General features: G+C 55.5%; 11 protein-coding genes. 5 read left to right on the forward strand and 6 right to left on the reverse strand.

Annotated elements, in window-relative coordinates; genetic code table 11:
* Positions 1-14 precede the first annotated feature (14 nt).
* From mtgA to lptF, 5 genes are all read right to left on the reverse strand, one after another.
* Entirely contained in the window at positions 15-740 is a 726-nt protein-coding gene (gene mtgA, locus AM379_RS05270; protein WP_032679051.1) for a monofunctional biosynthetic peptidoglycan transglycosylase, read from the reverse strand.
* Positions 737-1,390, reverse strand: coding sequence for an isoprenoid biosynthesis glyoxalase ElbB (elbB, locus tag AM379_RS05275; RefSeq protein WP_032679052.1), 654 nt, complete (start codon positions 1,388-1,390; stop codon positions 737-739). The genes mtgA and elbB overlap by 4 nt, the downstream gene beginning before the upstream one ends.
* 230 nt (positions 1,391-1,620) lie before the next feature.
* Positions 1,621-3,954 (reverse strand): aerobic respiration two-component sensor histidine kinase ArcB, encoded by a 2,334-nt coding sequence (gene arcB / locus AM379_RS05280; protein ID WP_032679053.1) that lies wholly within the window; start codon positions 3,952-3,954, stop codon positions 1,621-1,623.
* Positions 3,955-4,089: 135 nt separating this feature from the next.
* On the reverse strand, positions 4,090-5,172 hold the full coding sequence (gene lptG, locus AM379_RS05285) for an LPS export ABC transporter permease LptG (protein WP_020883523.1): 1,083 nt from the start codon (positions 5,170-5,172) through the stop codon (positions 4,090-4,092).
* Complete coding sequence (lptF, locus tag AM379_RS05290; RefSeq protein ID WP_014171825.1) at positions 5,172-6,272, reverse strand: LPS export ABC transporter permease LptF; 1,101 nt, start codon at positions 6,270-6,272, stop codon at positions 5,172-5,174. Before lptF ends, lptG begins: the two co-directional genes overlap by 1 nt.
* A gap of 266 nt (positions 6,273-6,538) precedes the next feature.
* Between lptF and pepA the strand changes: the two genes are divergently transcribed.
* The 5 genes from pepA to ahr all read left to right on the forward strand — a co-directional run bounded on the left by pepA (position 6,539) and on the right by ahr (position 13,190).
* Entirely contained in the window at positions 6,539-8,050 is a 1,512-nt protein-coding gene (gene pepA, locus AM379_RS05300; RefSeq protein WP_014171826.1) for a leucyl aminopeptidase, read from the forward strand.
* 111 nt (positions 8,051-8,161) lie between these two features.
* Positions 8,162-8,605 carry a DNA polymerase III subunit chi gene (gene holC / locus AM379_RS05305; RefSeq protein ID WP_008502815.1) on the forward strand — a complete coding sequence of 148 codons (444 nt, stop codon included), beginning with the start codon at positions 8,162-8,164 and terminating at the stop codon, positions 8,603-8,605.
* On the forward strand, positions 8,605-11,460 hold the full coding sequence (locus AM379_RS05310; RefSeq protein WP_032679054.1) for a valine--tRNA ligase: 2,856 nt from the start codon (positions 8,605-8,607) through the stop codon (positions 11,458-11,460). The genes holC and AM379_RS05310 overlap by 1 nt, the downstream gene beginning before the upstream one ends.
* A 123-nt stretch (positions 11,461-11,583) precedes the next feature.
* Positions 11,584-12,087 carry a GNAT family N-acetyltransferase gene (locus AM379_RS05315; protein ID WP_106503524.1) on the forward strand — a complete coding sequence of 168 codons (504 nt, stop codon included), beginning with the start codon at positions 11,584-11,586 and terminating at the stop codon, positions 12,085-12,087.
* 83 nt (positions 12,088-12,170) lie between these two features.
* Entirely contained in the window at positions 12,171-13,190 is a 1,020-nt protein-coding gene (gene ahr / locus AM379_RS05320; protein WP_020883520.1) for an NADPH-dependent aldehyde reductase Ahr, read from the forward strand.
* Positions 13,191-13,271: 81 nt separating this feature from the next.
* Here the strand turns inward: ahr and AM379_RS05325 are convergent, their stop codons facing one another.
* Positions 13,272-14,918 carry a glycerone kinase gene (locus AM379_RS05325; RefSeq protein ID WP_032679056.1) on the reverse strand — a complete coding sequence of 549 codons (1,647 nt, stop codon included), beginning with the start codon at positions 14,916-14,918 and terminating at the stop codon, positions 13,272-13,274.
* Positions 14,919-15,002: the final 84 nt, after the last annotated feature.

Here is a 15,002-nt window from a genome sequence, read left to right on the forward strand (position 1 = left end):
TACGCTTACCCGCCTTACATCAATTTATTTCTCGCCATAAACCCTTCCCCTCCCAGCTGCCGCATCTGGCGCATGATCCACGCCTGTCGGTTTCGCACATAGCCTGAGGGTGCATCGGCTTTAAAGCGAATTGGGTTAGGCAAGACCGCGGCCAACAGCGCAGCTTCAGAAAGGCTCAGCCGGCTGGCAGGTTTATTGAAATATCGCTGCGACGCGGCTTCGACACCAAACACGCCATCACCAAACTCGGCAATGTTCAGATAGACCGTCAGAATACGTTTCTTGCTCCAGACCGTTTCCATCCCCAGGGTCAATCCGGCTTCCAGCCCTTTTCGCACCCAGCTACGGCCATCCCACAAAAACAGGTTTTTGGCCGTCTGTTGTGACAGCGTCGATGCGCCGCGCACGCGGTTTTCATGGCGTTCGTTATGGGCAAGCGCTTTCTCGATTGCCGCCACGTCAAACCCCCAGTGCTCCGGGAATTTCTGATCCTCCGCCGCTATCACCGCCAGCCCCATCCACGGGGAGATTTCATCTGTGCTCACCCAGTCAGAGTGGGCAACATAGCTGAAGTCACCGGTGAACCACGCGCTCAGCTGACGCTCAACCATCACGGCAGAAAACGGAACCGGCAGAATGCTGAATAATGCCAGTCCGCCGCCCCAGAACACCGCCAGCACCAGCACGGTACGCCAAAGAATACGTTTTACCCAGGCGCCTGCGGCGAATTGACGCCTCATTCAGTCAGCACCAGCACTCTGGCCACCAGCTTTTCAATGCCTGAAGCGGCTTCCGCGATAGTCTGCGCCAGCATATACGCAGGTGTGGTGACGATTTTATTGTCTTCATCCACCACAATGTCATCCACCGGACAAGGGATGTGCTCGCCTCCCATCTCCTCGATGATTTCCGCTGTATCAATATCGGTCCCGATGGTCAGGCGCAGCGGGAAATCAAAAATTGTCGGAAGCATGGCCGGAGCGATACAGATAAAGCCCTGCGGTTTACCCGCCGCATGCATGGCCTGTGATAATGCTTTTAAATGCGGATCAACCTGACACCCGGCGCCTTGCGTGGCAAACGTGCTGAGGTTTTTAGCCGCCCCAAACCCGCCCGGCACAATTAACGCATCAAGCTCTGCCGCGTCCGCCTGAACCAGAGGATGAATTTCGCCACGCGCAATACGCGCGGCTTCAATCAGGACGTTACGGGTTTCCGCCATCGGCTCCCCGGTCAGATGATTAATGACATCAGCCTGATTTTTGTCTGGCGCGAAGCAAATGACTTCAGCCCCCTCTCTTGCCAGGGCCAGCAATGTGATGACGGCTTCGTGTATCTCAGAACCATCGTAAACGCCACATCCGCTCAGTACGACACCAATCTTTTTCATCATGACGATCCTTCTCTGCAACTCGCTGAAGCACATAATTAATTTTGATTAAAACGCTATGCTTCACACATTTCACTGATTCCTGTAACAAACCATTTAAGATTTGCTATCTTATTTGCGTGCGGCCTAAATTTTCAGGCGGCGTCCATACGAAAACAACACAAAAAACAGGCGCAGCCACAATTTCCCTGGTGTTGGCGCAGTATTCGCGCACCCCGGTTAAGCCGGGGTCATTTTTTTCTGGCGTCCACCCAGGCTTTAAGCACCGCCACATCGTTCTGCCACTCTTGTTTCATCTCTTCAACCCAATCACCTACGTTATCTTCCCAGGCAGGTAAATCAGGTGACTGAATCTGTTGTCCCAGCTGTTGCAGGTGACGTAAGCCGACCGAGCCGGCCGCACCTTTGATTTTATGCCCTTCTTCCACAATGCCTTTCTGATCCCGCGCTGTCAGATTTGACTCCAGCACGCTCAGATAGCCCGGCATCATTTTTTCAAATACCGCCAGACCGTCGGTAATCAGTTTTGGACCAACCAGATCGATGTACTGCTCCAGCATCGCGGTATCGAGTATCGTTTGGGCTTTCGCGCTATCCACAGACGTCATGGTGTTCTCCTCTTCATCATGGGTATCCCAGAACTTCTTGATCATGGCGGTCAGGGCAGGCACCGCCAGCGGCTTGCTAAGTACATCATCCATACCGGCATCGAGGTACTCTTTTTTATCTTTCAGCACGTTCGCCGTCAACGCCACCAGCGGCGGCAGTTCGTCGGCAGCGTACTGGCTCGTCAGTTCACGGGAAATATCCAGCCCGGTCATGTCCGGCAACTGAATATCCAGCAGAACGAGATCATATTCACCCGGCTTAAACATCTCCAGCGCGGCTTTACCGGTCATCGCCACATCCACACTGTTGCCCAGTTTTTCCAGGACAGAGCGTGCGACAATCACGTTAAGCTCAATATCTTCCACCAGAAGGACATGCAGCGCGGGCAGCGGCATATCGTCGTTTTCGAAGGTATCTTCCACCTCTTCCGCCACCGCCGGCGCGTGCACCGTCAGCGTGAAGGTTGAGCCTTTGCCCGGATGGCTGGCGACGGTAATATCACCGCCCATGCTCTTCGCAAGACGTTTAGACACCGCCAGACCAATTCCCGTGCCGGTAGCGGGCTTGCCGCCGTTGCTGTCCTTCACCTGATAGTACATCGCAAAGATTTTGTCCTGCTCTTCCTGCGGAATCCCAATGCCGGAGTCTTCCACCTCAAAGTGCAGCATGTCGCCCTGGTCATAGCGAATACGTACCGAGACCTGCCCTTTCTGGGTAAATTTGACCGCATTGCTGATAAGGTTCCACAGGATCTGGCGCAGACGCGTGCCGTCGGTAACCACCTTGTGCGGCAGCGGCAGCGTGGGATCCATGACAAAGCTCAGCCCCTTCTGTTGCGCCTGCAAACCCGACAGGTTTTCCAGATCGGCAAGGAAACCGGTGAAATCAACCGGCTGGTTATCAAGCTGCACTTTGCGGCGTTCCATCTTATCCATATCGATAATATCGTTGAAGATATTCCCCAGCGTGACCGCTGAGACATGGATGGTTTTAAGGTATTTTTCCTGTTCTGCGGTGAGATCGGTGTCCAGCAGAATGCGGCTCAGGCCGACAATTCCGTTAAGTGGCGTACGCAGTTCATGGCTGATGGTGGAGATGAAGGTGGTTTTATCGCGGCTGGCACGTTCAAGGGCATCCTGATAGCGCTTACGCTCGGTGATATCGCGGCCAAACCCCATCAGACCGTGGCGTTTCCCCACGCGGTCGTAGTACGGCACCTTACGGATCTCAAAGCAGGCTTTGCGCCCGTCGGGGTAATCCAGCCACTGTTCATAGGTCAGCGAAACGTTATGACGGAACACTTTTTCGTCCGTCTCCATCACTTTGGCGGCCGCCTCTTCGGAGTATACGTCCTGCGGCTTCAGGTGAATCAGCTGCTTCTCACTCTTCCCGGTCAGCAGTTCCATCGCCCGGTTACAGCCGGAAAACTCTTTATCTTCATTACGGTAGAAAACCAGATCCGGTGATGCATCAAGGAACGAGCGCAGGAAAGAGGATTGCTGCTCAAGCTGGATCTGCGTCACCTCGCGCTCTTTCATTTCGATTTTCAGCTGCTCCAGCGTCGCCTGGCGTTCAGCCTCCGCCTTCTCACGATCCGAAATCTCCTGGTTCAGTTGGGCGATATTATCCTTTAGCTGAACGTTGAGCTTCAGATCGCGATCGCGCATCTCTTCCAGTTTATCGACCAGTTTTGACAGGCGCTGACGGGACTCCTCCAGTTGTTCAACTACCACAGAGAGGAAATAGACCGCCCAGGGTGTAATCAGCAAGCCAAAGAAGATGGAGCGGATCACGTCGATACTCTCGACCTGACCGTGCAGAACCATGGTTACGGCCATCTGTACGACAATGGCCAGAACGACCAGCGCCAGTGCCAGCAGCATGGAGAAACGCACCAGCCCAAGCTTCATCATCAGATCGACGTAGTACTGGGCCAGCATTCGAATTTGCTTCATAGAGGATCCCTTCACGACTTTATCGCTCAATAATACTCAAATTCGCGGCGGGGCGTTGAAGGTTGTGAGAAAAAGTGCGGGGTGAAACAGGAGATTAGCCTCGCTTCCGGTTCGCCGGAAGCGAGGAGAGGTCTGTCAGGAGCGTTTCAGCATCAGCCAGAGGCTGATCAGGAAGAAGCTGGCGCTCGGCAGCAGCGCGCCGATAACAGGCGGAATGCCATAAACCAGCGTCAGCGGGCCGAAGATCTGATCGAGAACGTAGAATACAAAGCCGAAGCTGATCCCGGTCACCACGCGCACGCCCATCGGCACGCTACGCAACGGGCCAAAGATAAACGACAGTGCCATCAGCATCATCACCGCCACGGACAACGGCTGGAAGATTTTGCTCCACATGTTGAGCTGATAACGTCCGGCGTCCTGTCCGCTCGACTTCAGGTATTTCACGTAGTTGTGCAAACCACTGATGGAGAGAGCGTCAGGATCCAGCGCCACCACGCCGAGTTTGTCCGGCGTGAGTTTGGTTTTCCACATGCCCGACACCGTCTGAGAGCCGGAGATCTGTTTTGGATCGGTCAGGTCTGACTCATCCACCTGCGACAACCGCCACTGCTTATGCTCGGCGTCAAACTTGGCCGAAGAGGCGTGACGCACGGAGAGCAAACGACGATCGTCATTGAAGGTGTAAATACTCACGCCTCCCAGTTCGTCATCGCCCTTCACACGCTCGATATAGACGAAGCTGTCACCATCTTTTGCCCACAACCCTTGCTGCGTTGAGAGCAATGAGCCACCGTACATCGCCTGCGCACGATAGTTACGCGCCATCTGCTCACCCTGCGGTGCCACCCACTCGCCAATTGCCATGGTCAACAGCACCAGCGGGATCGCGGTTTTCATCACCGACAGTGCAACCTGCATACGGGTGAAGCCCGAAGCCTGCATAACAACCAGTTCACTGCGCTGTGCCAGCATCCCTAAGCCCAACAGCGCACCCAGCAGGGCTGCCATCGGGAAGAAGATCTGCACATCTTTTGGCACGCTGAGCAGGGTATACATGCCCGCACCCAGCGCGTCATAGCTCCCCTGCCCGGCTTTTTTCAACTGATCGACAAATTTGATAATGCCGGAGAGCGACACCAGCATGAACAACGTCATCATGATGGTGGAAAAAATAGTTTTACCGATATAGCGGTCAAGAACGCCAAACGCCTGCATTAGAGGGCTCCTTTACGCGAGAAGCGGGCACGAATGCGGCGCACAGGCACCGTATCCCACAGGTTGAGTCCCACCGCCAGCAGCAGATACAGACCATTGACCACCCAGGTCCAGACGAACGGGTCAATTTTACCCTTACCACCGTTAGACTTAATTGAGGTCTGCAACAGGAAGAACACCAGGTACAGCAGCATGGCTGGCAACATTGACAGCACGCGTCCCTGACGTGGGTTAACCACACTCAGCGGAACGACCATCAGAGCCATCATAAATACGGCGAATACTAGCGTGATACGCCAGTGCAGTTCGGCACGCGCACGGTTGTTGTCCGTATTGAACAGGGTACGCATATCCATTTGCTCGGTATCACTTGGATCGAGCGCCACGGTCTGGTGACCAATAATGGCCTGGTAGTTCTGGAAATCGGTGATGCGGAAATCGCGCAGCATCGCAGTGCCTTCGAAGCGCGTGCCTTTATTCAGCGTCACTACCTGAGAGCCATCTTTACGCTGTGACAGTTGACCCGAATCGGCCACCACGACGGAAGGACGGGCATTCCCTTTGGTGCGGAGCTGAGCAAGGAACACATCGTTAAAGCGGCTACCATCCACGCTTTCGATAAAGAGAACAGAATTCCCGTCCGTCGCCTGCTGGAACTGGCCCTGCGCCAGTGCGGCCATACCCGGGTTTGCTTTGGCTTCTGCCAGCACTTCATCCTGGTGACGGGAAGACGTTGGGCCCGCCCACATCACATTCACCGCCGCAACGATACCTGTGAAAAGCGCCAGAACCATAGCGGCTTTCACCAGTACGGCTTTACTCAAGCCGCAGGCGTGCATCACGGTGATTTCACTCTCGGTATAAAGCTTGCCGAGCGTCATGAGCAGACCGAGGAAAAGACTTAGCGGCAGGATAAGCTGCGCCATTTCCGGGATCCCTAAACCAAGCAGGGAAAGCACCAGATTCGTAGGAATTTCGCCGTCAACGGCCGCACCGAGGATCCTGACCAGCTTCTGACAGAAAAAAATCAGCAGCAGGATGAAGAGGATCGCCAGCTGGCTTTTGAGCGTCTCCCGCACCAGATATCTTATGATTATCACTTTAAATACGCCCGTAAAAACCCGTCTCTTTGCTGGAAAATCGCTTGTTTCATGGCTTAAACGTCATTTATTCTCTTGAGTCGTCGAAATCATCGCTAAGATTAAAACATCCGGCGGATTCACGCTTCAGGACTTTTTCTGACGTGTCGAAACCGTAGTAACGTAAGATTAACACGAAGTCACCACAACAGCGGACATGAGTTACGAAAGGTTTCAATTCTATCTGTAGCAGCCGCTGTTGTCTTTAAGATTCAGGAGCGTAGTGCATGGAGTTCAGTGTAAAAAGCGGTAGCCCGGAGAAACAGCGGAGTGCCTGCATCGTTGTGGGCGTCTTTGAACCACGCCGACTCTCCCCGATCGCCGAGCAACTCGATAAGATCAGTGATGGCTACATCAGCGCCCTGCTGCGCCGTGGCGAACTGGAAGGCAAACCTGGGCAGACGCTGTTACTGCACCATGTTCCAAACGTACTGTCCGAACGTATTCTGCTGATTGGCTGCGGTAAAGAGCGCGAGCTGGATGAACGTCAGTATAAGCAGGTTATTCAGAAAACGATTAATACGCTGAATGATACCGGCTCAATGGAAGCCGTTTGCTTCCTGACCGAACTGCACGTCAAAGGCCGTAACACCTACTGGAAAGTGCGTCAGGCGGTCGAAACGGCAAAAGAGAGCCTGTACAGCTTCGATCAGCTTAAAACCAACAAAAGCGAGCCGCGTCGCCCGCTGCGTAAGATGGTCTTTAACGTACCGACCCGTCGCGAGCTGACCAGCGGTGAACGCGCTATCCAGCACGGTCTGGCGATTGCTGCCGGGATTAAAGCCGCAAAAGATCTGGGCAATATGCCGCCTAACATCTGTAACGCAGCCTATCTGGCCTCTCAGGCACGTCAGCTGGCTGACGCCTACAGTAAGAATGTCATCACCCGCGTCATCGGCGAACAGCAGATGAAAGAGCTGGGAATGCACTCCTATCTGGCAGTCGGCAACGGCTCCCAGAATGAGTCGCTGATGTCGGTTATCGAATACAAAGGTAACCCGTCTGAAGATGCGCGTCCGATTGTGCTGGTTGGTAAGGGTCTGACCTTCGATTCCGGCGGTATCTCCATCAAGCCTGCCGAAGGCATGGACGAGATGAAGTACGACATGTGTGGTGCAGCAGCAGTGTATGGCGTGATGCGTATGGTGGCGGAACTTCAGCTGCCGATAAACGTCATTGGCGTGCTGGCGGGCTGTGAAAACATGCCTGGCGGTCGTGCGTACCGTCCGGGTGACGTTCTGACGACCATGTCCGGCCAGACCGTTGAAGTGCTGAACACCGACGCCGAAGGCCGTCTGGTGCTGTGCGACGTGCTGACCTACGTTGAGCGCTTCGAGCCTGAAGCGGTCATCGACGTGGCCACGCTGACCGGTGCCTGTGTGATTGCGCTGGGCCATCACATCACCGGGCTGATGTCGAACCACAATCCTCTGGCGCACGAGCTGATTGGCGCGTCCGAACAGGCCGGTGACCGCGCATGGCGTCTGCCGCTGGGTGACGAGTACCAGGAACAGCTGGAGTCTAATTTCGCCGATATGGCGAACATCGGCGGTCGTCCTGGCGGGGCAATTACTGCGGGCTGCTTCCTGGCGCGCTTTACCCGTAAGTACAACTGGGCGCATCTGGATATCGCAGGTACCGCCTGGCGTTCCGGTAAGGCCAAAGGCGCAACCGGTCGTCCGGTCGCGTTACTGTCGCAGTTCCTGCTCAATCGTGCGGGTTTTAACGGCGAAGAGTAATTGCCGTCAGATGCCCGGTAGCGCTACGCTTACCGGGCCTACGGAAAGATGCCGTTTGTAGGCCGGGTCAGCCCGGCCTTGCATTTAAATCCACAACAAGAAGCCCCATATATGAAGAATGCAACGTTCTACCTTCTGGACAACGACACCCATCAGGACGGCCTCAGCGCAGTTGAACAGCTGGTGTGTGAAATTGCCGCAGAACGTTGGCGCGCAGGTAAACGCGTTCTGATTGCCTGCGAAGATGAGCAGCAGGCCATCCGCCTTGACGAAGCACTCTGGGCACGCCCGCCGGAGAGTTTTGTTCCGCATAATCTGTCTGGCGAAGGCCCTCGTGGCGGCGCACCGGTAGAGATTGCCTGGCCGCAAAAGCGCAACAGCAGCGCGCGCGATATTCTGATTAGCCTGCGGATAGATTTTGCAGATTTTGCCACCGCTTTCACAGAAGTGGTAGACTTTGTCCCTTACGAAGAATCTTTGAAACAACTGGCGCGCGAACGCTATAAAGCGTACCGCCTGGCTGGTTTTAACCTGAATACGGCAACCTGGAAATAATGGAAAAGACATATAACCCACGCGATATCGAACAGCCGCTTTACGAGCACTGGGAACAGCAGGGCTATTTCAAGCCTAACGGCGATGAAAGCAAAGAGTCCTTCTGCATCATGATCCCACCGCCGAACGTCACCGGCAGTTTGCATATGGGTCATGCCTTCCAGCAGACCATCATGGATACCATGATCCGCTACCAGCGCATGCAGGGCAAAAACACCCTGTGGCAGGCGGGGACTGACCACGCGGGTATCGCGACCCAGATGGTGGTTGAGCGTAAAATTGCCGCTGAAGAAGGTAAAACCCGCCACGACTACGGTCGCGACGCGTTCATCGATAAAATCTGGCAGTGGAAAGCAGAGTCCGGCGGTACCATCACCCGTCAGATGCGCCGTCTTGGCAACTCCGTGGACTGGGAGCGCGAGCGCTTCACCATGGACGAAGGCCTTTCCAACGCCGTTAAAGAAGTGTTTGTCCGTCTGTACAAAGAAGACCTGATTTACCGTGGCAAGCGCCTGGTAAACTGGGACCCTAAACTGCGCACCGCTATCTCCGACCTGGAAGTGGAAAACCGTGAGTCTAAAGGCTCCATGTGGCATATCCGCTATCCGCTGGCCGACGGTGCTAAAACGGCAGACGGTAAAGATTACCTGGTGGTAGCGACCACCCGTCCGGAAACCCTGCTGGGCGATACCGGCGTGGCCGTTAACCCGGAAGATCCGCGTTATAAAGATCTGATTGGCAAATTCGTGGTGCTGCCGCTGGTTAACCGCCGCATTCCCGTTGTGGGCGATGAACACGCCGACATGGAAAAAGGCACCGGCTGTGTGAAAATCACCCCGGCACACGACTTCAACGACTACGAAGTGGGCCGTCGTCACGCCCTGCCAATGATCAACATTCTGACGTTCGACGGTGATATCCGTGAAAGCGCGGAAGTGTATGACACCAAAGGTAACGAATCCGACGTTTACTCCAGCGACATTCCGGCTGAATTCCAGAAAATGGAACGTTTTGCCGCGCGTAAAGCGATTGTCGCTGCAGTGGATGCACTCGGCCTGCTGGAAGAGATCAAACCTCACGATCTGACCGTGCCGTACGGCGACCGTGGTGGTGTTGTTATCGAGCCAATGCTGACCGACCAGTGGTACGTGCGCGCCGACGTGCTGGCGAAACCGGCTGTTGAAGCGGTCGAGAACGGCGACATCCAGTTCGTGCCGAAGCAGTATGAAAACATGTACTTCTCCTGGATGCGTGATATTCAGGACTGGTGTATCTCCCGTCAGCTGTGGTGGGGCCACCGTATCCCGGCCTGGTACGACAGTGAAGGCAACGTCTATGTTGGCCGCAGCGAAGATGAAGTTCGTCAGGAAAACAACCTGAGTGCCGATGTCGCCCTGCGTCAGGACGAAGACGTACTGGACACCTGGTTCTCCTCCGCACTGTGGACCTTCTCCACGCTGGGCTGGCCGGAGAACACCGACGCGCTGCGTCAGTTCCACCCAACCAGCGTGATGGTGTCCGGCTTCGACATCATCTTCTTCTGGATCGCCCGCATGATCATGATGACCATGCACTTCATCAAAGATGAAAACGGCAAGCCACAGGTTCCGTTCCATACCGTCTACATGACCGGTCTGATTCGTGACGACGAAGGCCAGAAGATGTCCAAGTCCAAGGGTAACGTTATCGACCCGCTGGACATGGTTGACGGTATCTCCCTCGAAGAGCTGCTGGAAAAACGTACCGGCAACATGATGCAACCGCAGCTGGCGGAGAAGATCCGCAAGCGTACTGAGAAACAGTTCCCGAATGGGATCGAACCTCACGGTACTGATGCCCTGCGTTTCACTCTGGCGGCACTGGCTTCAACCGGTCGTGACATCAACTGGGACATGAAGCGCCTGGAAGGTTACCGTAACTTCTGTAACAAGCTGTGGAACGCCAGCCGCTTCGTGCTGATGAACACCGAAGATCAGGATTGCGGCTTCAACGGCGGCGAGATGACCCTGTCTCTGGCCGATCGCTGGATCCTGGCAGAGTTCAACCAGACGGTGAAAGCCTTCCGCGAAGCGCTGGACAGCTACCGCTTCGATATCGCGGCGGGCATTCTGTATGAATTCACCTGGAACCAGTTCTGTGACTGGTACCTTGAGCTGGCAAAACCGGTAATGAACGGCGGTTCTGAAGCGGAACTGCGCGGTACGCGCAACACGCTGATTACCGTTCTGGAAGGTCTGCTGCGTCTGGCGCACCCGATTATTCCATTCATCACCGAAACCATCTGGCAGCGTGTGAAAGTGATTGCCGGCATCAACGCCGACACCATCATGCTGCAGCCGTTCCCGGAATTCGATGCAGCGAAGGCCGATGAAGCGGCGTCAGCCGATACCGAATGGCTGAAACAGGCGATCGTGGCGGTACGTAATATCCGTGCCGAAATGAACATCGCCCCGGGTAAACCTCTGGAGCTGCTGCTGCGCGGTTGCAGTGAGGCTGCTGTTCGCCGTGTCACCGAGAACAACACCTTCCTGAAAACCATGGCGCGTCTGGAAAGCATCACCGTGCTGCCTGCGGATGACAAAGGTCCGGTATCCGTGACCAAAATCATCGACGGCGCCGAGCTGCTGATCCCGATGGCAGGTCTTATCGACAAAGACGCTGAGCTGGCTCGCCTGGCAAAAGAAGTGGCTAAGGTCGATGTGGAAATTGGCAAAATCGAAAGCAAACTGGCGAATGAAGGCTTTGTTGCCCGCGCGCCGGAAGCGGTTATCGCGAAAGAACGTGAGCGTCTGGTTGCCTTCGCCGATGCTAAGACCAAACTGATCGAGCAGCAGGCGGTTATTGCAGCCCTGTAATGCTTTTACCCCTTACGCTTCAGGGCGTAAGGGGTATCCTTCCTGAAAACTCCTCGCTTGCGCTCCCTTTACTGCGGTGCTATTAACAGCAGTTGTGTGTCAATTTTTGTAATGAGTAAGACTATGAGCGTGATTACCCCCGTCGCGACGACGATGCGTCGGATCACTGAGCAGGATAACCCGGCTATTGCCGCCGTTATCCGAACGGTTTCCGCTGAGTATGGCCTGACCGCCGACAAAGGTTATACCGTTGCCGACTCGAATCTGGATGAGCTGTTTCAGCTGTACAGCCAGCCGGGCTACGCCTATTGGGTTATTGAGCAGAACGGCAAGGTCGTGGGCGGCGGTGGCGTGGCGCCTTTAAGCTGCAGCGAGCCGGATATCTGCGAACTGCAAAAAATGTATTTCCTGCCATCAGTACGCGGGCAAGGGCTGGCGAAAAAGCTGGCGCTTATCGCCCTTGAACATGCGCGTACTCAGGGCTTTAAACGCTGTTACCTGGAAACAACCGCCTTCCTCAAAGAGGCCATTGGCCTGTATGAACATCTGGGCTTTACGCATATTGATGCGCCGCTGGGCTGTACCGGCCACGTCGATTGCGAAGTCAGGATGCTGAAAACTCTGTAAAGGGCATTCCTGCCCTCTTCTGTTAAGCGACTGTAAACTGAATGCTCTACACTCTCAGTTCACACCATAACGGGGGAAACACGATGTCGAAGATAAAAAGCTACGCCGCACCGCAGGCGGGTGCAGAACTTGAGCTGTACGAATACGATGCGGGCGACCTAAAAGCAGAAGACGTCGAAGTGCAGGTTGATTACTGCGGGATCTGCCACTCCGATCTCTCCATGATCGACAATGAATGGGGCTTCTCACAGTATCCACTGATTGCCGGCCACGAAGTCATTGGCCGCGTTGTGGCGCTCGGTAGCGCCGCACAGGACAAAGGTCTTAAGGTCGGCCAGCGCGTGGGTATTGGCTGGACGGCGCGCAGCTGTGGTCACTGCGATGCCTGTATCAGCGGTAACCAAATCAACTGCCTCGAAGGCGCAGTCCCTACCATTCTGAACAAAGGCGGTTTCGCCGATAAACTGCGTGCCGACTGGCAATGGGTTATTCCCCTGCCGGACAGCATTGATATCGAATCTGCCGGTCCGCTTCTGTGCGGCGGTATCACCGTATTCAAACCGCTGCTGATGCATCATGTCACCGCCACCAGCCGTGTGGGTGTCATCGGGATTGGTGGTCTGGGCCATATCGCAATTAAACTGCTGCATGCGATGGGCTGTGAAGTCACGGCGTTTAGCTCGAACCCGGCCAAAGAGAAAGAAGTGCTGGCGATGGGTGCGGATAAGGTAGTCAACAGCCGCGATCCGCAAGCGCTCAAATCGCTGGCAGGTCAGTTTGATCTGATCATCAATACCGTTAACGTCGATCTCGACTGGCAACCGTACTTTGAAGCGCTGGCCCACGGCGGTAACTTCCACACCGTCGGTGCGGTGATGAAGCCGCTGCCGGTGCCTGCGTTTACGCTGATCGGGGGGGATCGCAGCGTCTCCGGTTCCGCAACCGGTACGCCGTTCGAATTGCGCAAACTGATGAAGTTTGCCGGGCGCACTAAAGTGGCGCCCACCACCGAACTGTATCCGATGTCTAAGATCAACGAAGCTATCCAGCATGTGCGTGACGGTAAAGCTCGTTATCGCGTGGTGTTGAAAGCGGATTTTTGATGTGAACGCGCGGGATGCGTGCGGCCTGATTGCACGCATCGCCACCCTCTCCCGTCGGGAGAGGGTGGAATACTCAAAACGCTACCGTTTTGCTGCGGTCATTGCCTTGAACACCTCTGCCACCGCCACGGCCCCCGGGTCGGTCACCCCCTCCAGGTTCTCTTTGTTGACATACGACGAACGTCCGGCACCCGCTTTCACCATATTCGCTGTCGCCTCAGCGCCCGCGTTCGCAGCCTGCGCAGCAGCCTGAAGGTCGCCTTTCTGCAATGCCTCCAGCGCCGGTTGCAGGGCATCGATCAAGGTGCGATCGCCAAGATCTGCCCCACCATACTGCTTCATCTGCGCCAGCCCGCTTAAGAGCGCTTCCGGCAACGGCTGACCGTCGTGCAACGTCTGCCCGGCAGCGGTAAAGAAGATCGACATCAGCACACCGCTTGAGCCCCCCATAACCGTTGCCAGTCGCTCGCCAACCAGCAGCAACAGCGTCGACACATCATTTAGCGGAAGCTGTTTCTTCTCCAGACGCTGCGCAATATCCCGCGCCCCTTGCGCAAAGGTAGAGCCCGTATCGCCATCACCCACTTTGGCATCCAGCGCATTGAGGCGGTTTTCCAGCTGGATCAGCGTCTGCGTGACCGTGGAGACGATCTCTGCGACCCGTGGATTGTCCGAGGCGGTATATTCCACGCGGTCATGGATCGCGCTATGTTCCTGCACGCGCAGCGGCGCAAACGCCACCGGCTTCTGCCAGCCCAACGTCTCCACCTCTTCATGGAGAGCTTTTTCGAACAGATCGTTAAGCTTCAGCAACGTCAGCGAAAAGCCTTTCATATCCAGGGCACTCACCAGCGGTGCCGGACCAATCAGATAAGCGATATTCTCTTTCAGCGCCGAGTGGGCCAGCTCTTTGGTGAGCAACGCCATCTCCAGCGCCGACACGCCGCCGAGGTTATTGATAAGCACCGCAAAACGCCCGTTACCGGCCTGCGCTTTGAGCGGCTCGACCAGCGTGTCGATGATGGCTTTGCTGTTTTGCGTATCGACAACCGAGGCACCAGGCTCCCCGTGGATCCCAAGCCCCAGCTCCACGTGCCCCTGCTTGATCCGCCCCTCTTCTTCATCACTGCCCGGCAGGTTACAGGTTTGCATTGCCACGCCCAGGCTCCAGAGATTATCGCAAGCCTGCTGCGCGATATCGCGCACCTCGGTCAGTGATTTGCCGTGCTCTGCCGCATAGCCCGCGATTTTATGAACCAGTGCCGTACCGGCGATACCGCGCGGCTGCTTGTTATCCGGCAGGGCAATATCATCGGCGACAATGACCATCTCGACCTTCAGGCCATAGCGCTTGGCTTTTTCTGCCGCCAGGCCGAAATTAAGCCGGTCGCCGGTGTAATTTTTCACGATCAGCAGACAACCCCGATCGCCCGTTACCGCCACAATGGCGTTCAGCACCGCATCAACGCTCGGCGAAGCAAAAAGATCCCCGCACACCGCTGCTGTGAGCATCCCTTTGCCGACAAACCCGGCGTGTGCAGGTTCATGACCAGAGCCACCGCCTGAAATAACCGCCACCCGGCTTTTATCCCAGTCGCTGCGCGCCACCACCCGAATGGCCGGATCGATATCAAGTTTGACGAGATTAGCGTGTGGTGCCGAAATCAGTATGCCTTCGATGGCGTCGTTGACCAGCTGTTTGCGATCGTTAAAGAAGAATCTGGACATAGTTTTCCAAAATTTTGTGAACCGTATGCAAAAGCATAGTCCGCGCTGGATAATGCGCCGCAAAGTCAGCAATTTACTCAGCCA

Source organism: Enterobacter cloacae complex sp. FDA-CDC-AR_0132 (assembly GCF_003010695.1).
Taxonomy (GTDB): Bacteria; Pseudomonadota; Gammaproteobacteria; order Enterobacterales; family Enterobacteriaceae; genus Enterobacter; species Enterobacter ludwigii.